The 16,871-nt window shown below is 50.8% G+C and carries 19 protein-coding genes; 13 read left to right on the forward strand and 6 right to left on the reverse strand.

Features of this window, described 5'->3' with window-relative positions; genetic code table 11:
* Positions 1-2: 2 nt before the first annotated feature.
* Positions 3-1,775, forward strand: a complete 1,773-nt coding sequence (locus tag JNUCC32_RS00195) for a B12-binding domain-containing radical SAM protein (protein ID WP_192570740.1) — start codon at positions 3-5, stop codon at positions 1,773-1,775.
* Between the two features lie 215 nt (positions 1,776-1,990).
* Positions 1,991-2,167: a hypothetical protein gene (locus JNUCC32_RS00200; RefSeq protein ID WP_192570741.1), complete on the forward strand. Its 177-nt coding sequence runs from the start codon at positions 1,991-1,993 to the stop codon at positions 2,165-2,167.
* 141 nt (positions 2,168-2,308) lie between these two features.
* Here the strand turns inward: JNUCC32_RS00200 and JNUCC32_RS00205 are convergent, their stop codons facing one another.
* From JNUCC32_RS00205 to JNUCC32_RS00220, 4 genes are all read right to left on the reverse strand, one after another.
* Complete coding sequence (locus tag JNUCC32_RS00205; RefSeq protein WP_192570742.1) at positions 2,309-3,274, reverse strand: alpha/beta hydrolase; 966 nt, start codon at positions 3,272-3,274, stop codon at positions 2,309-2,311.
* Positions 3,275-3,329: 55 nt separating this feature from the next.
* Complete coding sequence (locus JNUCC32_RS00210) at positions 3,330-4,298, reverse strand: type I phosphomannose isomerase catalytic subunit (protein WP_192570743.1); 969 nt, start codon at positions 4,296-4,298, stop codon at positions 3,330-3,332.
* 74 nt (positions 4,299-4,372) lie between these two features.
* Entirely contained in the window at positions 4,373-4,963 is a 591-nt protein-coding gene (locus JNUCC32_RS00215; RefSeq protein ID WP_192572561.1) for a tRNA 5-(aminomethyl)-2-thiouridylate-methyltransferase MnmM, read from the reverse strand.
* Positions 4,963-5,916 (reverse strand): tRNA modification radical SAM protein MnmL/YtqA, encoded by a 954-nt coding sequence (locus JNUCC32_RS00220; protein ID WP_009589327.1) that lies wholly within the window; start codon positions 5,914-5,916, stop codon positions 4,963-4,965. Before JNUCC32_RS00220 ends, JNUCC32_RS00215 begins: the two co-directional genes overlap by 1 nt.
* 310 nt (positions 5,917-6,226) lie before the next feature.
* Between JNUCC32_RS00220 and JNUCC32_RS00225 the strand changes: the two genes are divergently transcribed.
* Together JNUCC32_RS00225 and trmB are read left to right on the forward strand one after the other, a co-directional pair.
* Positions 6,227-6,409: a hypothetical protein gene (locus JNUCC32_RS00225; RefSeq protein ID WP_015737155.1), complete on the forward strand. Its 183-nt coding sequence runs from the start codon at positions 6,227-6,229 to the stop codon at positions 6,407-6,409.
* Between the two features lie 191 nt (positions 6,410-6,600).
* Entirely contained in the window at positions 6,601-7,314 is a 714-nt protein-coding gene (gene trmB / locus JNUCC32_RS00230; RefSeq protein WP_192570744.1) for a tRNA (guanosine(46)-N7)-methyltransferase TrmB, read from the forward strand.
* A 119-nt stretch (positions 7,315-7,433) separates the two neighbouring features.
* Here the strand turns inward: trmB and JNUCC32_RS00235 are convergent, their stop codons facing one another.
* On the reverse strand, positions 7,434-8,561 hold the full coding sequence (locus tag JNUCC32_RS00235) for a UDP-N-acetylglucosamine--LPS N-acetylglucosamine transferase (RefSeq protein ID WP_015737154.1): 1,128 nt from the start codon (positions 8,559-8,561) through the stop codon (positions 7,434-7,436).
* Positions 8,562-8,791: 230 nt separating this feature from the next.
* Between JNUCC32_RS00235 and JNUCC32_RS00240 the strand changes: the two genes are divergently transcribed.
* The 6 genes from JNUCC32_RS00240 (at position 8,792) to JNUCC32_RS00265 (ending at position 12,402) form a co-directional block, all read left to right on the forward strand.
* Complete coding sequence (locus JNUCC32_RS00240) at positions 8,792-8,956, forward strand: hypothetical protein (protein WP_015737153.1); 165 nt, start codon at positions 8,792-8,794, stop codon at positions 8,954-8,956.
* Between the two features lie 268 nt (positions 8,957-9,224).
* The gene (locus JNUCC32_RS00245) at positions 9,225-10,463 is read left to right on the forward strand and encodes a glycosyltransferase family 2 protein (RefSeq protein WP_009589322.1); all 1,239 of its coding nucleotides are present in this window, start codon (positions 9,225-9,227) and stop codon (positions 10,461-10,463) included.
* 278 nt (positions 10,464-10,741) lie between these two features.
* Entirely contained in the window at positions 10,742-11,236 is a 495-nt protein-coding gene (gene infC / locus JNUCC32_RS00250; protein WP_009589332.1) for a translation initiation factor IF-3, read from the forward strand.
* A gap of 26 nt (positions 11,237-11,262) precedes the next feature.
* Positions 11,263-11,463: a 50S ribosomal protein L35 gene (gene rpmI, locus JNUCC32_RS00255; RefSeq protein WP_007127239.1), complete on the forward strand. Its 201-nt coding sequence runs from the start codon at positions 11,263-11,265 to the stop codon at positions 11,461-11,463.
* Between the two features lie 30 nt (positions 11,464-11,493).
* On the forward strand, positions 11,494-11,853 hold the full coding sequence (gene rplT, locus JNUCC32_RS00260; RefSeq protein WP_006212255.1) for a 50S ribosomal protein L20: 360 nt from the start codon (positions 11,494-11,496) through the stop codon (positions 11,851-11,853).
* Between the two features lie 204 nt (positions 11,854-12,057).
* Positions 12,058-12,402 (forward strand): hypothetical protein, encoded by a 345-nt coding sequence (locus tag JNUCC32_RS00265; protein WP_096776435.1) that lies wholly within the window; start codon positions 12,058-12,060, stop codon positions 12,400-12,402.
* On the opposite strand, the gene JNUCC32_RS00270 is transcribed toward JNUCC32_RS00265, so the two are convergent.
* On the reverse strand, positions 12,403-12,852 hold the full coding sequence (locus JNUCC32_RS00270) for a GNAT family N-acetyltransferase (protein WP_015737151.1): 450 nt from the start codon (positions 12,850-12,852) through the stop codon (positions 12,403-12,405). It lies immediately after the preceding gene.
* A gap of 609 nt (positions 12,853-13,461) precedes the next feature.
* Between JNUCC32_RS00270 and ilvB the strand changes: the two genes are divergently transcribed.
* The 3 genes from ilvB to ilvC all read left to right on the forward strand — a co-directional run bounded on the left by ilvB (position 13,462) and on the right by ilvC (position 16,849).
* The gene (ilvB, locus tag JNUCC32_RS00275) at positions 13,462-15,204 is read left to right on the forward strand and encodes a biosynthetic-type acetolactate synthase large subunit (RefSeq protein WP_192570745.1); all 1,743 of its coding nucleotides are present in this window, start codon (positions 13,462-13,464) and stop codon (positions 15,202-15,204) included.
* A 1-nt stretch (position 15,205) separates the two neighbouring features.
* Positions 15,206-15,691, forward strand: coding sequence for an acetolactate synthase small subunit (gene ilvN, locus JNUCC32_RS00280; protein ID WP_009589349.1), 486 nt, complete (start codon positions 15,206-15,208; stop codon positions 15,689-15,691).
* A gap of 165 nt (positions 15,692-15,856) precedes the next feature.
* On the forward strand, positions 15,857-16,849 hold the full coding sequence (gene ilvC / locus JNUCC32_RS00285; protein ID WP_009589347.1) for a ketol-acid reductoisomerase: 993 nt from the start codon (positions 15,857-15,859) through the stop codon (positions 16,847-16,849).
* The last annotated feature ends 22 nt before the right edge of the window (positions 16,850-16,871 follow it).

Raw genomic sequence — 16,871 nt, forward strand, 5'->3', positions numbered from 1 at the left:
CCATGAAAGTCATACTATCAACCTTGAATGCCAAGTACATTCACACCTCCTTGGCCATTCGCTGCCTGAAGGCATACAGCGAGAAGGATTTCGATATCGAATTGACGGAGTACACGATTAAGGACCCCGTGATGAATATCGTCTCCGACCTGTTCCAGCGCAAGCCGGATGTGATCGGATTCTCCTGTTATATATGGAATATTGAAGAAACGATTAAAGTGATCGATATCGTGAAGAAGATTATGCCGGAGGTCACGATCATACTGGGTGGACCTGAAGTATCCTACGATACGGAGTATTGGATGAAACGGCTGCACAATGTCGACTTTATCGTCATGGGCGAAGGCGAGGAGACCTTCCATCACTTGCTGCAAACGATCGAAGGGGACAGGAAATTCCATTTCGTGTATGGCGTGGCATACCGCAAGCAGGACGAGATTATCGTGAACCCGGGAAGACCGAAAAGCATCCTGGCCGAGCTGCCTTCCCCGCATCGTTTTCCGGAGGATATCCCGCATCTCGGGAAGCGGGTCGTCTATTTTGAGACCAGCCGGGGCTGTCCCTTCAGCTGCCAGTTCTGCCTGTCGAGCATTGAGGTGGGAGTTCGCTACTACGATATTGAACGGACCAAGGCGGATATCCTCTACCTGATCGAGAACGGAGCGAAATTGATCAAGTTCGTAGACCGCACCTTTAATATTAAGCGCGATTACGCGCTTGAAATGTTTGAGTTCCTGATTGAAAATCATGGCGGCTGCGTGTTCCAGTTTGAGATTACGGCGGATATCATGCGTCCCGAGGTGCTGGAATATTTGGCGAACCATGCGCCTCCCGGCATTTTCCGGTTTGAAATCGGCGTGCAGTCCACGAATGATCCGACCAACGAGCTGGTGAAGCGCCGCCAGAATTTCACCAAGCTGTCACGCACGGTGACGATGATCAAGGAGAGCCGCAAGATCGACCAGCATTTGGATTTGATCGCAGGGCTTCCGGAGGAGGATTACAATACGTTCCGCAAAACGTTTAACGACGTGTTTGCCCTTGGACCGGAGGAGCTGCAGTTAGGCTTCCTGAAGATGCTGCGGGGAACCGGGCTGAGGATCGATGCGGACAAGTATAACTACACCTACATGGACCATGCTCCGTATGAGATCCTTGGCAGCGACGTGCTTCCGTTCTCGGATATCGTCCGTTTGAAGAGACTGGAGGATGTGCTGGAGAAGTATTGGAATGCACACCGAATGGACCACACCCTCAATTATTTGATGAAGCATGAATTTACGTCGCCGTTTGATTTCTTCCAAGAATTTGGCGACTACTGGGAAGGACAGGGCTGGCAAAAAATCGGCCATCAGCTCGAGGACCTGTTTACGCGGTTAACGGCCTTCCTGGAGTTTCGGAACACGCCGAACATGAACGTGGTTTCCGGTCTGATGAAGTTTGATTATTTCCTGGGCCATAAATACAAGCCGCGCAAAATATGGTGGGATCATGCCCAAGACAAAGCGCAGTGGAACGCCAATGTTCGTAAAATCGTGGAAGACCCCGCGGCACTATCCGCCGATTTCGCCGATCTTGGGATCACGGAGCGTGATCTTCAGAAGCATGCGATGATCGAGGTGCTGCCATTCAACCTCGACGATGCCATTCAAGGTGGTACGGGCTATCCGGACCATGCGGTACGCGCAACGATGCTGCTGGTATTGTACCAGCAGAACGAAACAGGGCAGCCCCAGTACTACACGATGCCTTTGGAGTTGGCGACGCAGGCATAATAGGGGAAACGAGGGACAAGCCTTTTCCCAGATTGGTTGTGACACGGACTGGTTGTTTTGGCGTAATTGCTTAATTTCGGCTGCCAGGAACCGGCGGCCCCGCTCTTTAGCGACCCTTTTGCGATCATAACGAGCCCTATCTAAAGGCGTTTCAGGAATAAAACAGCCCTGGCATCGGTATTCTAATTGGCATCAACCGATGAGGAGGGGATGTTATGAACGACAATCGGAAGGGGCAAGAACAGCTTTCGTCTGACGAGCCGACCATCGCACCGGGCATGGAAACCAATGACGATCTGCGCGAAGAGGCTACCGAGGACGAGGTAGCGCAAGGAGAGTACACCCAGGTCACGCAATTGATCGTCGATCGCACGCCGAGCGATGATGAGTAAGGTGCTTCGATTGAGCCTTAACGCTGCCAATTTCAAAGGTTCTGTATACACTAACGAACTGCTTAGCAGCATAATAAGAGGGATGCCCTGGATTTCAGAAACCCGGGGCATCCCTTTTATGTGTCTTGGCATCACGCTTTGTTACATCACTCGTATCGATTCTTGCGGTACGTTGTCCGAGCCGGTTGTGTGCCGTTCGAGCCAGTCGAGCACATCGGCTGCCACTTCGGCACGGTTGGTCTCGTGCAGCATTTCGTGGCGGCCGCCCGGATACAAACGGTATTCGAGGTCCTGGACGCCATGCTTCCGATACAATTCGATCAACCGCCGCACGCCTTTGCCGCGGTGTCCGACCGGATCATCCTCGCCCGAGAAAATATAGACAGGCTTATCCTTCGGAAGACATTTCATCAATTGAGGCTGGTGGATCTGTGACAGCAGCTTGAAGAAATCGCGAAAGAAGCGGGCGGTGCACACCTTGCCGCAGTATGGGTCGTTGATATACTTATCCACTTCGGCTTCATCCCGGGATAGCCAATCGAACGGCGTGCGAATAGGACCGAATCCTTTGTTGTAAGGACCGAACACCAGGGCGTTCAGCATCAGGCTCCGGTGCGTGTTTCCTTGCAGGCGCATTTGCGCGGCCGCCAAGCTCATGCCGAACGTCAGTAGTCCCTGGGGACCGTTGGTGCCTGACAGGATGAATCCGTCGAATAATTCACCGTCCGAACAGATGATTTTTTGCGTCAAAAAGGATCCCATGCTGTGCCCCATCAAATAATGCGGAACGCTCGCATGGCGCTTCTTGAGCTCGGAAGCAAGAAGAAGCTGGTCTTCGATCATTCCTTCAAAGCCGTCTTCCCCGGCATCGCCGAGATGCGTAAGCCCGGCCGTTAGCCCATGGCCTCGATGGTCGTTGCAGTATACGGCATAGCCGTGCTCCGTGAGCAATTCGGCAAGCTCCTCGTAGCGCTTGCCGGTTTCGCACATGCCATGCGCGATTTGCACAATGGCACGAATGGGGTCATCCGGGCCGGGCAGCCATTCATATACAAAAACATGCATACCCTGCGTATTCAGCATCGTAAACGTGTCGGTTTGCATCATTAGGGCTGGCACCTCCGCAAGAACGAATGGTTTATATCATTTATTTATACCCTGTTTAAGGCAAATATGAACGCAGAACCGTGGATTGCCCGTCCAATGTATAGGCACCCAGATTCGCAGGCAGCAGGAAGCACTGTCCTGACGTGTAATCGATGGAGCCGTTATCCCAGCTGAGGGTTCCTTGGCCGTCGCATACAACGACGATCGTGAAGCTTTCCGCGGAAGTGGACAAGGACCATGCTCCGCTCACGACGCCTTTTTCCACGACGAAATACGGGGATTTGGCAAGCTCAAGCCATTCTCCCGGCACCGTTCCTTCCGTGCTCATGGTGGTTGCTCCCGATCCTTCATAGGCCGTCACATTCAAGGAGTCTTCGATATGGAGCTCGCGCGGCTTACCGTCAAGACCCGGTCGATTATAATCGAAAATCCGGTAGGTCGTATCCGAGTTTTGCTGGATTTCCGCCACCACAACGCCCGCGCAGAGCGCATGCACGGTTCCCGCAGGTATGTAGAACGTATCTCCGGCCTTTACGGACACTTCTTGAAGCTGGTCCATAACGGTGCCGTTTTCCATGGCTTCCTTCAAGGTTTCCCGGTTCACGCCTTCTTTCAGGCCGTATATGATTTTGGCGTCCGGCTTAGCATCCAGCACATACCACATTTCGGTCTTGCCAAGCTCTCCCTTCGGAAGCCCTTCGTAGTCATCGGTCGGATGGACCTGAACGGAGAGGTTGTCATTGCAGTCAAGCAGCTTGATCAGGAGCGGAAAACGTCCGTTAACCTCGGAGAATCCTTTGCTTCCGAACCATTCCCGCCCGAATTGCTCCCGGACCTCATCCAGGCCGCGTCCGGCAAGCTCGCCGTTCACGATGCTGGTCGTGCCGTTCGGATGGTCGGCGATCATCCAGCCTTCCCCGATATGTCCTTCAGGAATATCCAAGCCGAACTGCTCTAGTGCCCGGCCTCCCCACACGCGTTCTTTAAATTCAGGCTGGAACAACAATGGATATGGTTTTGTCATTGTAATCATCTACCTTTCATCATGTTTGGAATATTCTATGGATGTGAAGTGCGGTACCTCTCCTAGAACTTATATCATATCGGCTTCTTTCGTTCCAGTGCAATGAGATATGGCGCTTCGGAGCGCTGAAGGCCGCGATACAAAATCGTTTGCACTTTGTGCTGGGGCAATTCCCCCGCCCAAGCCTGGACCGCGTCCGCCTCGGCATCGCCGCCTTTGTGGCCTGGATACAGCACGATGGTGATAATGCCCCCGGGGCGGAGCAGCTCGATCGCAGCCTCCAGGGCCGTGAGCGTACTGGCGGTCTCCGTCATGATCCGTTTATCCGATGAATCCGCCGGAAGGTAGCCGAGATTGAACATGATCGCACCCATGCGGCCGTGCTCAATCTCAGGTACGCACTCCCTCATAAGCGAATGGCTCTGAAGAACAAGGCTAACCTCCGCAAGGGTGCCGGGCTGCTCCTTGTCCAGCCTTTCCCGAGTCAGCTGCAGCGCCTGCTCTTGAATATCGAAGGCATACACTTTGCCCTTTGAGCCTGTGCATTTGGCTAAATACAGCGTATCGGCTCCGGTTCCGGCGGTTGCATCCAGCGCGATGTCTCCGGGACGGAGCCTTTCGGACACCAGTTTGTGGGCAAAACTTAAAACCGAGAGGAAGCCCATCAGGATACCCCCCACAATTTACCCTGCCACGTATCCCGGCGCTTGAGCTCGGCGTCGATGCCGTTAAGCACTTCCCATTTTTTGAGACTCCACGTCGGTCCGATCAAGAGATCCCGGGGAGCATCTCCGGTAAGGCGATGGACGATCATTTCCGGAGGTAAAAACTCCAGGCTATCCACGATAAGGCTGATGTATTCGTCCTGCTCCAGGAATCGCAGCAGCCCGGCTTCGTATTGTTTCACCATCGGCGTCTTGCGCATAAGGTGCAGCAGATGGATTTTGATTCCCTGCACATCCATCTTGGAGACCGCCCGGCCGGTGGCGAGCATCATGTCATGATCCTCTTGCGGAAGCCCGTAAATAATATGTGTGCAGACCCGGATATTATGTTTGCGCAGCTTCTCGACGGCTTCCAAATAACATTCGGTATCATGGGCCCGGTTGATCAGCTCCGAAGTGGAATCATGGATCGTTTGCAGCCCCATTTCCACCCACAGATAGGTTCGCTCGTTCAGCTCCGCCAAGTATTCCACGACATCGTCAGGCAGGCAATCGGGACGTGTGGCGATCGACAATCCGACAACCCCCGGCTGCTGCAGAATGACTTCATAATATTCGCGAAGTTCTTCGACCGGAGCATACGTGTTGGTATAGGCTTGGAAATAGCCGATATATTTAGCGTTCGGCCATTTCTGGTGCTGCCGGTCACGGATGGTGTTGAACTGGGTAACGAGATCATCCCGCCGCCTTCCCGCGAAATCGCCGGAGCCGCGGGCGCTGCAAAAGGTGCATCCGCCCTTGGCAATCGTGCCGTCACGGTTCGGACACGTAAAGCCGGCATCCAGCATAACCTTGAATACCTTCTCCTGGAACTGGCCGCGCATCTCGTAATTCCATGTATGAAAACGTTTGTCGCCCCATAAGGTCGGGGCGGGTATAAGTGGTGTGCTCATGTTTGCTCCTTTATAGCCGCTTAAGTTGAATTGAGACAGGTTCAGCCAAGGCCCTGGCAACCCATAATTTACTGGCCTTTTACTTGAATGAAACAGCTACGTCCATTGTAACAAAAAATAAAGGATTGCGTTATATACAGGTCTTCAAGCCTAATTAAGACGTTGTTACTTGAATGGATTGCATATAATTGGTATATTTAAAATAGAAAAATAAAAAGATGATTCAAGCAATTTTGGCATGGGTATATAACGGATAGGATTCATATTTGTGTGACGTCATGGATACAATAATACCGTGAGGTGATTACGAATGAATTCATCGACAGTAAAGAATGACAGTAAAGACAAAATCGCTGTGGAGCTTACCCCGAATGAAGCCCTAGCCCTTACCGGCGTGGAGTTTAACTCCGACCAGGGAGTCAAGGCTTCGGCACGTCGCAAGATTCGGGCCGCCTTTGAGAAGACGTTTGATTTTACGTCGGAAGAAAGGTAGACTATTCACAGTTTAACTATCGCGGAACCCCAATTCCAAATATAAGAAAAAGGAACCTAAAGCCTCTGCGTTGAGCAGAGCGTAGGTTCCTTTTTCTATGGGACTCTTTACTTTTGGGATCAACTTCGTCACAATAAATGCAGTATCGGGATATCATTCTAAATTTACTTGGAAAGTTTCGGAGGTATGACATGCGTTTACGCGGAAGAAAAGGTATACGGGAAAATCTGGAGCAGCAGGAAGACCTGGTCGTTTTGGACCCCGGTCAATATAGAGGGAAGTGGGCTTCGTTATTTGGCAACGACCTTCCGATCCATGTCGAATTCGGCATGGGCAAGGGCCAATTTATAAGCCAGATGAGTTACAAGCATCAGCAAGTGAATTTCATCGGCGTCGACATGTACGACGAGCTGATTCGCCGCGCAAGCGAGAAGGGGCGCAATGTCTGGGCCCAGGAGGGAGTCGATACCCCGCCGAATCTGAAGCTGGCGCTGTTTAATATCGAGAATGTCGAAGAGGTTTTTGAGCCCGGCGAGATTGAACGGTTATATTTGAACTTCAGCGATCCGTGGCCAAAAACAAAGCATGCACGCCGTCGTCTGACGCATCCGCGCTTTCTGGACAAGTATTCCCGGATCCTGAACGAGCGGGGGGAGATCCATTTTAAGACCGATTCGGTCACGCTCTTCGAATTCTCCCTGAATGCTTTTGCCGATTATGGTCTGCAAATGACGAACATTTCGCTGGATCTGCATCGCGACGGGCTGAACGAAGAGCATGTCATGACAGAATACGAAACGAAATTCGTCGGCCAAGGCATGCAAATTCATCGCTGCGAGGCGATCGTAGGCAAGGAAGCCCTTGCTTCATACCATCAGAATCGCCTTGAAAAATACGGAAACTAACATCTACTCGTGATAGTTTCTCTCTGTGATAGCGTTTACAACTATTATAATAGAAGAAAATCTATCCATTCGGGTGATTTGCTCGCGATAAAACGCAGCAAAAAAGGTGTGCTCCTTATTCAGGAGTACACCTTTTCGTTTTCCAGCATGTCGATGATGCTGCGGGCGCTTTGCATGGGATGAAAGCGTTCGATGTCCTGCAAGTTTTGCGCCCGTTGTTCTTGGATCAGGTCGTATTGATGAAGCAGCTTGTTCATCCATTTGCCCAGAACCTCCAGGGAATGGATGGGCTCTCCCAATCCCTGTGCCGTGAAGTACTGGCAGTTTTCTTCTTCCTGTCCCGGAAGGGGCTGATGGAACAGCATCGGAATTCCTTTGGCCAGGCCTTCGGTGCATGTCATGCCGCCGGGCTTCGTAACGAGCAGATCCGACACCTCCATCAGCTTGTCGATCTCCCGCGTAAAGCCCAATATCCGGATGTTCGGATGCTGGAACCTGGAATTGCTCTCCATCTCCTCGCGGCCCTTGTCATTATTGCCGAGGCAAAATATGATCTGGACTTCTTCTCGCCATCGGGTCAGAAATTCATGCACAACTTCGTCATTCATGATGCCCCAGCCTCCGCCCATCACCAGCACGGTAGGCATATCGGACAGGTTAAACCGCGCCCGGATTTCCTCCTTGCTCGGATGCGTCCAGAAGTCGGGATGGATCGGTATGCCGGTGACCTGAATTTTGGCTTGGGAAACCCCGCGATTGAGCAGCTTTCGCTTCACTTCCGGCGTGGACACGAAATATCGGTCGACCTCAGGGCTGATCCATGTATCGTGAGCATCATAATCGGTTATAACGGTACACAGGGGCACGTTCGTGCCCAGCCGTTTCAAACGCGAGATGACCGCACTTGGTATGAAATGGGTGCACACAATGATGTCGGGTCGGAGCTGCCTGACCACGTTCTTGGTGCTTGTATAGAACATTCGGTGAAGCGCTAAAGCGGTAAAACGGTTAAAGGATTTTTGATGGCGGTACATGTACCCGACCAATCTTGGGCGAGTCGTAATGGTCTTTCTGTAGGCCGAAATGATCAGTGGAGCGATTTTAGGGTTCAAGAAGCTCCCGAGCTCGAGAACTTTGGTCTGTACGCTAGGGGACAACTGGCGCAGGCTGCTGGAGAGTGCATGAGCGGCCTGTGTATGGCCTGCGCCGAACCCTTCAGATAACAGCAAGACTCTTTTTTTAGCCACTACTTTTCACCCGTTCTGCAGCGTTATTCTTTAACTTTAACATATCGATTTTGGGAAGAGAAATCAACCACTTCCCCTTTGCAGGTAAGGGACTTTGGTCCCGGGAACGGCCAATTGATTCGGCAAGCTTCTCGCTGGACCCTTGCTACTTAAGGAGTTAGCCAGCAGCGCGCATTTTGTAGAAAATCAGGGTCCGTGGTCTTTTGACTTGAGTAGGAGATGCCGCTACAATGATTCAAACGGACGTCAAAAAGTTTATTAGAGAAAGAGCACTGAAAAAAACGAAAACTTTTTGGTTGTCTGTTGCGTTTATTTATTGGCGGACAAGTCGAAAAAGAAAAAATGGGCAGCCAAGAGAAATAAAAAGCAAGAAAACGGATGAAAATAAGAACTAAAGCCGTTTGAAACGAAGCTTGCTGGCAAACTGGAATGCAAGCTGAGCTCTTTTACGAAGTTTTTCCGTAAATTAGAGCATTCCACGGTTTTGACAAAAGATTCAAAAGTGTGGAAAATCGTGTATGACGTGCGAAGTTGCCCCGCGGCACCGAGGCTACTAGAAGGACAGACACAAGTCACAGGGTCATAGCAACAACAAAAATGCGAAGAACTTAGAGAGAAAAAAACAAACATTCTCGGGTTATAAAAAGGGGGTAACGGAGAATCATGACAGACGCCATCTTTATCGCGCTCCAACTATTCTTGGCCGCGGTGGGTGTGTACCAGTTCGTATTCTCTTTGTTTGGTCTGGTCAAAAGAAAAAAGAAACAACAGTTTGAACCCAATAAATCATTTGCAGTGTTAGTTGCTGCGCATAACGAAGAGCAGGTTGTCGGGGCATTAATGGAGAACCTGAAACAGCTAAATTATCCGAAACATCTGTACGACGTATTTGTCATTTGCGACAACTGTACAGACCGTACAGCAGAAATCGTCCGTGCCCACGGGATGAACGCCTGCGTGCGCACGAATCAGAATCTTCGAGGCAAAGGCTATGCCATCGAATGGATGCTGAAAGAGCTCTGGGCGATGCCGCGCCAGTATGACGCGGTCGTTATGTTTGATGCGGATAATCTGGCGGATCCGAATTTCTTGAATGAAATGAACAACGATCTTTGCTCTGGAGCAAGAGTTATCCAGGGATATATCGATACCAAGAACCCAGAGGATTCTTGGATCACCGCCTCTTACGGGGTTTCCTACTGGTATATCAACCGCTTGTGGCAGCTGTCCCGCAGCAATCTGAACATGGCCAACTTCCTCGGCGGAACGGGAATGTGCTTCGAGACCAATCTCTTGAAGGAGATCGGCTGGGGCGCAACCAGTCTGGTGGAGGACTTGGAGTTCACCATGCGCAGCGTCATGCGCGGCGTGTATCCGAAGTTCAATTACGACGCGAAGGTATTCGACGAAAAACCGCTTACGTTTAAGGCTTCCGCCAGACAACGTCTGCGCTGGATGCAGGGTCACTTTACGGTTGCCCGCCGTTATTTCTTCCCGCTGTTGTGGCGTGCCATTAAGGAGCGCAGCCTTGTGAAGCTGGACTTGGCCCTTTACGGAGTCAACGTCTACATCGTGCTGCTGACTTTCTTGTTGACGGCCATCATCTGGGTTGACAGCTCGTTCTTCAATGGTCCGAACATCGCGAACCTGTACGGTTATTTACCGCTGTGGCTGAGCTTTACGGCAATTGCGGCGAATGTGTTCACGTTCATGATTGCGATGATTCTGGAGAAGGTGAAGTACAAGAAGGTATATATGTATCTGGTGCTGTTTCCGATTTATCTGCTGTCGTGGTATCCCATCACGGTATACGCGTTCTTCACGCAGAACAACAAGCAGTGGAGTCATACGGAGCATACCCGGGTTGTGCGCCTTGAAGAAGTTCAGAGCAAACAAGGCTAATCCAAAATTTTTATGCCATTTGTGTTGACAGATGTTAGGGTGACCTGTTATACTATCCTAGTCTGTTAAACAGAATATCTGATTGCAAGCAGAAGCGCCGCTTCTCACCTGACCGACATGCGTTGGCTGGTTTGATCACGAAATCAATGAATGGATTCAACTTCATTTGTGAGATGAGTATCAAATAGGGATGTCGGTGGTTAACCCGTCATCCCTTTATTTTTTGCAAACAGGAACAACAAGTAATTTGGAGGTGGAGGACTATCAGTAAGGAACATATGATCAATGACGAGATTCGGGCCAAGGAAGTACGTTTGGTTGGTGCCGAAGGTGAGCAAATCGGGATCAAGCCGATTCGTGAAGCACTGCAAATGGCAATTGATCTCAATCTGGATCTGGTGAACGTGGCCCCTCAGGCGAAACCGCCGGTATGCCGCATCATGGACTACGGTAAATTCCGCTATGAGCAGCAGAAGAAAGAGAAGGAAGCACGGAAGAACCAGAAAATTGTGGACATCAAAGAAGTATGGTTCCGAGCCAACATTGAGGAGCATGATTATCAAACCAAGCTTCGCAATGTCGTTAAGTTTTTGAAAGACGGCGATAAAGTGAAATGCTCCGTGCGTTTCCGTGGCCGTGAAATCACCCATGCTAACATCGGTCAGAAGATTTTGGAGCGCGTGAAAACGGAAGTGGCGGATCTCTGCGTCATTGAGCGTCAGCCGAAATTGGAAGGCCGCAGCATGATTATGATTTTGGCTCCAAAAGCCTAAGAGAAATTAGAGGAGGAAGTACTACAATGCCTAAAATGAAAACACATAGCAGCCTGAAAGGCCGCTTCAAAATTACTGGTACTGGTAAAGTTAAACGTTATAAAGCTTACAAAAACCACTTGCTTTCCCACAAATCCAAGCGTGCGAAGCGCGTATTGTCCAATAGCCCTGTCATGGCGCCTGGAGATGTTAAACGTTTGAAGCAAGGTCTGGCTAACTTGAAATAGTAAACAACAATTATTGGGAGGTCTTTTGATATGGCACGAGTTAAAGGCGGATTTGTCGTTCGTCGTCGACATAAAAAAGTATTGAAGCTTGCGAAAGGTTATTTCGGTTCCAAACACCGCATTTTTAAAACAGCGAACGAGCAGGTTATGAAATCCCTCGTTTATGCATACCGCGATCGTCGCAATACGAAGCGTAACTTCCGCAAATTGTGGATCGTTCGTATCAACGCGGCTGCTCGTCAAAACGGTCTGTCCTACAGCAAATTGATGCATGGACTGAAGCTTGCTGGCGTGGACATCAACCGCAAAATGCTGGCTGATCTGGCTGTGAACGACCTGAACGCGTTCAATTCCTTGGCTACTGTAGCTAAAGAAAAAGTGAACGCTTAATTATACGTGTATGAAAAAACCGCCGTAATATTACGGCGGTTTTTTTTATTTTGCGTCCCCGCGCTATCATGCATCATTTCGGCGGCACGGGTGCTCGGCTCATGGAGAGAGTCGCCTATCTTTTGCTATCGTAAGGGCATTGAAACAAGCAAGGGAACTCCTTCCGGAATAAATTGAAATGTATATTACCTGAGGAGGGATCTTATGCACAAGCCTGTCAGCAAGGCGAAAGTGAAATCATACGTGGGCAAAGAGATCGTGGCGTATAAGAAAAACGGAACTATGGTGACGGGCAAGCTGGTACGCGTCTCCGGCAACCGCCTTTATGTGGAACCGGCAACCAAGGGGAAAAAGGTGAAAACCAAGGCGATTATTCCGCTCGCATTGTTTGATCTTCTTGCCATTGGTACGGCACCTTATGCATATGGCGGCGGGTTTGGAGGCTACCCTGGCGGTTTTGGACCGGGTTACGGCGGCTTCGGGCCGGGCTTTGGACCAGGCTTTGGACCGGGTTTTGGACCAGGATTCGGGCCAGGCTTCTTCTGGTAATTAGAGGAACCAAATCTTTTCCAACTCATAACATCGGCTGGGTTCGATCATTCTGGTCACCGTATAGCCAAGCTTTCGGTAAAAATGAAGGCCGGTGTGGTTGCCGATGTCCACCATGACTTTGGCACGTTTGCATCCGCGGGATACAGCGAAACGTTCGGCATGTTCCATCAAACGGACACCCCACCGTTTTCGCTGTGCGGTGGATGCGACGGCCAGCATATCGATATACAGCAGCTCGCCGTGCATCATGAAATGGATAAAAGCAACGATTTTTTCGTTATCCTGAGGCGAAGCGACAAGGGTCACGCCGCGCCGTAAACGAGAGGGAATATCCTTGCGGATGAGGTCCAGCTCTTTTTTGGTCATATGGGAAAGCGGGACGAGTTGGGACTCGATGAGCTGCAGAATCATCGGATCATCCTGGTCCGGTTTTCGGTAACGGATCATCGTGTTGTTTCCTCCCTTCACCGCGGTTAAGTCTGCTCCATTTATCATATGTAGCAGGGTTTCATAGGGTGTTTTGCTTCAAGGCGGCGGAGGAATTGCGCCCATTGTGAATGAAAACCTTTCATCGGAAGTAAAATAAATGTGTTGACTTCTGGATTGAATGAATCATATAATGTTTCTAAACATTTTAACGAATATATCCAATCGGCAATGATGAGGACGAAGTTTAAAGGGCTCTTTTGCTCAGAGAGTGGATGGATCAGCTGAAACCACCACCAAAACCCCTTTTATACGAGCTCACCTCGGAGCTGTTTCCCTGAAAGATGCTACGCTATGACTTTATCGCATTAAGTCGTAACAGCGTTTATTAGGGGGAATCGTCTTAGTCCGCGTTACGGACTGCAGATATTGAAGAGCTGTGTTCATGCGTTCTTCATACCTGCTGAGGCTCTGCACTGCGAGGTGTAGGGCAAATATGGGTGGTACCACGGAAGCTAAACCTTTCGTCCCTCACACGGAGATACTCCGGGTGTGGCGACGGAAGGTTTTTTTGTTGCTTGAATCATGGATGAAAGAGAAGAGTGCCAATATTTGAGAGGAGGATGACTGATGAGCGCGCAAACTCCAGAAGTGCGGTCTACAGAACAATTACGAGAGAAATGGTTGAAGCCTGAAGTGATTACCGGTTCGGAAATCTTGCTTCGGAGTCTTCTGCTCGAAGGTGTCGAGTGCGTCTTCGGATATCCGGGCGGAGCCGTCCTGTATATCTACGATGCGATGTATGGTTTTAAGGATTTCAACCATGTCTTGACCCGACACGAGCAAGGTGCCATTCATGCCGCTGACGGTTACGCCCGCGCAAGCGGCAAAGTCGGCGTATGCATAGCAACTTCAGGACCGGGGGCAACGAACCTTGTGACCGGTATCGCAACAGCTTACATGGATTCCGTTCCGCTCGTTGTTATTACCGGTAACGTTGCAACAACCCTGATCGGTACGGATGCTTTCCAGGAAGCGGATATTACAGGCATCACGATGCCGATTACGAAACACAGTTATCTGGTAAGGGACGTTAAGGATCTGCCAAGGGTGATTCATGAGGCCTTCCATATCGCCTCAACCGGTCGCAAAGGACCGGTGCTGATCGACATTCCGAAGGATGTATCCGCGGCAACCACGCTGTTCCAGCCGGAAGAGCGAATCCAACTGAGAGGATATAATCCTCGGACGGTGCCGAACAAACTTCAGTTGGATAAACTGGCCCGCGCGATCGAGGAGGCCGAGCGTCCGATGATTCTTGCCGGTGGCGGCGTGATTTACTCCGGTGCTCACGAAGGACTGCACGAATTCGTGAACAAAACCGGGATTCCGATCACGACAACGCTTCTCGGCCTTGGCGCCTTCCCGACAGGCAACGATTTGTGGACAGGAATGCCGGGCATGCACGGAACCTACACATCGAACCATGGTATTCAGCAGTCGGATCTGCTGATCAACATCGGGGCAAGATTCGATGACAGGGTTACCGGCAAGCTTGACGGATTCGCGCCTCACGCGAAGATCGTTCATATCGACATTGACCCGGCCGAGATCGGCAAGAACGTGCCGACCGATATTCCGATTGTCGGTGACGTGAAGACGGTGCTTGAGATGCTGAACCCGATCGTTTCGTACGCTGCGAAAGCCGATGCGTGGAGAGACCAGATCCGCAAATGGAAAGCCGAGTATCCGTTCCGTTACGTCGATTCGGATACGGTGCTGAAGCCGCAATGGGTTATCGAAATGCTGAACGATACCACGAAGGGCGAAGCCATTGTAACGACTGACGTTGGTCAGCACCAAATGTGGGCCGCGCAGTATTACAAGTTCAACCAGCCGCGTTCCTGGATCACCTCCGGCGGACTCGGAACGATGGGCTTCGGATTCCCGTCCGCGATCGGGGCACAGAAGGCGCATCCAGACCGCCTGGTCATTTCGATCAACGGAGACGGCGGCATGCAGATGTGTTCGCAAGAACTGGCCATCTGCGCCATCAACAACATTCCGGTGAAGATCGTTGTCATCAACAACCAAGTGCTCGGCATGGTTCGTCAATGGCAGGAGCTGATTTACGATAACCGTTACAGCCACATCGATCTGGCAGGCAGCCCTGATTTCGTCAAGCTGGCCGAAGCTTACGGTGTCAAAGGACTTCGCGCCACGACGAAAGAAGAAGCTCAGCGTGCTTGGGCCGAAGCGATGGAAACACCGGGACCCGTCCTCGTTGAATTCGTTGTTGAGAAGGGCGAGAACGTGTATCCGATGGTGACGCAAGGGTCGACAATCGATCAAATGCTGATGGGGGATGCGTAAGATGAGTACAAAACATACCATTGCCGTACTAGTAAACGACCAGCCGGGTGTCCTGCAGCGCGTATCCGGATTATTCGGACGCCGGGGCTTTAACATCGAGAGCATTACCGTGGGGCAGTCGGAGGAAATCGGCTTGTCCCGGATGGTTATCGTAACCACTGGAGACGAAACGACGCTGGAGCAGGTAGAGAAGCAGCTTTACAAGCTGATCGATGTTATTAAAGTCATCAATCTGAGCTCGAAGCCGATGGTTGCCCGGGAGCTCGCCCTGATCAAAGTAAAAGCCGAGCCGTCGGCAAGACCGGAAATTATGGGCGTTGTCGAGACCTTCCGCGCATCCGTCGTGGATATCGGCACGACCAACCTGATGGTTCAGGTTGTCGGCGATACCGTCAAAATCGATGCGATGATCGAGCTGCTTAAGCCTTATGGCATCCAGGAGCTTTCCCGTACCGGGGTTACCGCGATGATTCGCGGTAACGCGTAATGATGTAACATTATTCTTTTTATCCGGATGACAAAGTTATTGCAATATAAGCGTTAGACACCTGCATGGCATGAGCGGGTGTCTCAGCAGATCGGGTAAGCAGCGGTCTATTGAGATACCCGCTCATCATGAAGGGTCTTTAAAATCAAAGGAGGACTTATACAAATGGCAATTACTACTTATTATGAACAAGATGCAGAACTCAGCGTGCTGAAAGACAAAACAATCGCGGTTATCGGCTACGGAAGCCAAGGTCATGCCCAAGCGCAAAACCTGCGCGACAGCGGACTTCAGGTTGTCATTGGTCTTCGTGAAGGCAAATCGTTCGACAAAGCGAAAAACGACGGTTTCGAAGTACTCCCTGTAGCGGAAGCCGTTAGCCGTGCGGATGTAGTACAAATCCTGATGCCGGACGAAACGCAAGCAGCGGTGTACAAAAACGATATCGAGCCAAACCTGAAAAAAGGCGCGGCACTGATGTTCTCCCACGGTTTCAACGTTCATTTCGGTCAAATCGTAGCTCCTAAGGACAACGACGTTCTTCTGGTTGCTCCTAAATCCCCGGGTCACATGGTTCGCCGTACGTACGTTGAAGGCTTTGGCGTACCTGGATTGATCGCAATCGAGAAAGACGCGACTGGACAAGCTAAGGCGATCGGTCTTGCTTATGCAAAAGGCATCGGCTGTACTCGCGCAGGCGTTATCGAGACTTCCTTCCGCGAAGAAACCGAAACAGACTTGTTCGGTGAGCAAGCGGTATTGTGCGGCGGTGTATCCGCATTGGTCAAAGCAGGTTTCGAAACGTTGACCGAGGCTGGATATGCGCCGGAAATGGCATACTTCGAGTGCCTGCATGAACTGAAGCTGATCGTGGACATGATCTATGAAGGCGGTCTTGCAAGCATGCGCGACTCCATCAGCAACACGGCGGAGTATGGCGACTATGTAACAGGCCCTCGCGTGGTAACCGAAGATACCAAGAAGGCAATGAAAGAAGTCCTGTCTGATATTCAACAAGGTAAATTCGCCCGCGACTTTATCCTTGAGAACCAATCGGGACGCGCTTTCCTGACAGCTACTCGCCGCAACGAGTCCGAGCATCCGATCGAAGTGGTGGGTGCAGAGCTTCGCGAAATGATGCATTGGATCAAAAAATAAGAATATATAGAATTCATAAGGA

It is taken from the genome of Paenibacillus sp. JNUCC32 (assembly GCF_014863545.1).
GTDB lineage: Bacteria > Bacillota > Bacilli > Paenibacillales > Paenibacillaceae > Paenibacillus_AQ > Paenibacillus_AQ lautus_A.

Excerpts from the sequence above, each read along its gene's own strand:
- ilvC (WP_009589347.1), top strand. The coding sequence starts at position 15,857 with ATGGCAATTACTACTTATTATGAACAAGATGCAGAACTCAGCGTGCTG.
- JNUCC32_RS00245 (WP_009589322.1), top strand. The coding sequence starts at position 9,225 with ATGACAGACGCCATCTTTATCGCGCTCCAACTATTCTTGGCCGCGGTG.
- JNUCC32_RS00220 (WP_009589327.1), bottom strand. The coding sequence starts at position 5,916 with ATGAGCACACCACTTATACCCGCCCCGACCTTATGGGGCGACAAACGT.
- JNUCC32_RS00210 (WP_192570743.1), bottom strand. The coding sequence starts at position 4,298 with ATGACAAAACCATATCCATTGTTGTTCCAGCCTGAATTTAAAGAACGC.
- rpmI (WP_007127239.1), top strand. The coding sequence starts at position 11,263 with ATGCCTAAAATGAAAACACATAGCAGCCTGAAAGGCCGCTTCAAAATT.
- JNUCC32_RS00200 (WP_192570741.1), top strand. The coding sequence starts at position 1,991 with ATGAACGACAATCGGAAGGGGCAAGAACAGCTTTCGTCTGACGAGCCG.
- JNUCC32_RS00215 (WP_192572561.1), bottom strand. The coding sequence starts at position 4,963 with ATGGGCTTCCTCTCGGTTTTAAGTTTTGCCCACAAACTGGTGTCCGAA.
- infC (WP_009589332.1), top strand. The coding sequence starts at position 10,742 with ATGATCAATGACGAGATTCGGGCCAAGGAAGTACGTTTGGTTGGTGCC.
- JNUCC32_RS00265 (WP_096776435.1), top strand. The coding sequence starts at position 12,058 with ATGCACAAGCCTGTCAGCAAGGCGAAAGTGAAATCATACGTGGGCAAA.
- ilvB (WP_192570745.1), top strand. The coding sequence starts at position 13,462 with ATGAGCGCGCAAACTCCAGAAGTGCGGTCTACAGAACAATTACGAGAG.
- ilvN (WP_009589349.1), top strand. The coding sequence starts at position 15,206 with ATGAGTACAAAACATACCATTGCCGTACTAGTAAACGACCAGCCGGGT.
- JNUCC32_RS00240 (WP_015737153.1), top strand. The coding sequence starts at position 8,792 with ATGATTCAAACGGACGTCAAAAAGTTTATTAGAGAAAGAGCACTGAAA.
- JNUCC32_RS00270 (WP_015737151.1), bottom strand. The coding sequence starts at position 12,852 with ATGATCCGTTACCGAAAACCGGACCAGGATGATCCGATGATTCTGCAG.
- rplT (WP_006212255.1), top strand. The coding sequence starts at position 11,494 with ATGGCACGAGTTAAAGGCGGATTTGTCGTTCGTCGTCGACATAAAAAA.
- trmB (WP_192570744.1), top strand. The coding sequence starts at position 6,601 with ATGCGTTTACGCGGAAGAAAAGGTATACGGGAAAATCTGGAGCAGCAG.
- JNUCC32_RS00195 (WP_192570740.1), top strand. The coding sequence starts at position 3 with ATGAAAGTCATACTATCAACCTTGAATGCCAAGTACATTCACACCTCC.
- JNUCC32_RS00205 (WP_192570742.1), bottom strand. The coding sequence starts at position 3,274 with ATGATGCAAACCGACACGTTTACGATGCTGAATACGCAGGGTATGCAT.
- JNUCC32_RS00225 (WP_015737155.1), top strand. The coding sequence starts at position 6,227 with ATGAATTCATCGACAGTAAAGAATGACAGTAAAGACAAAATCGCTGTG.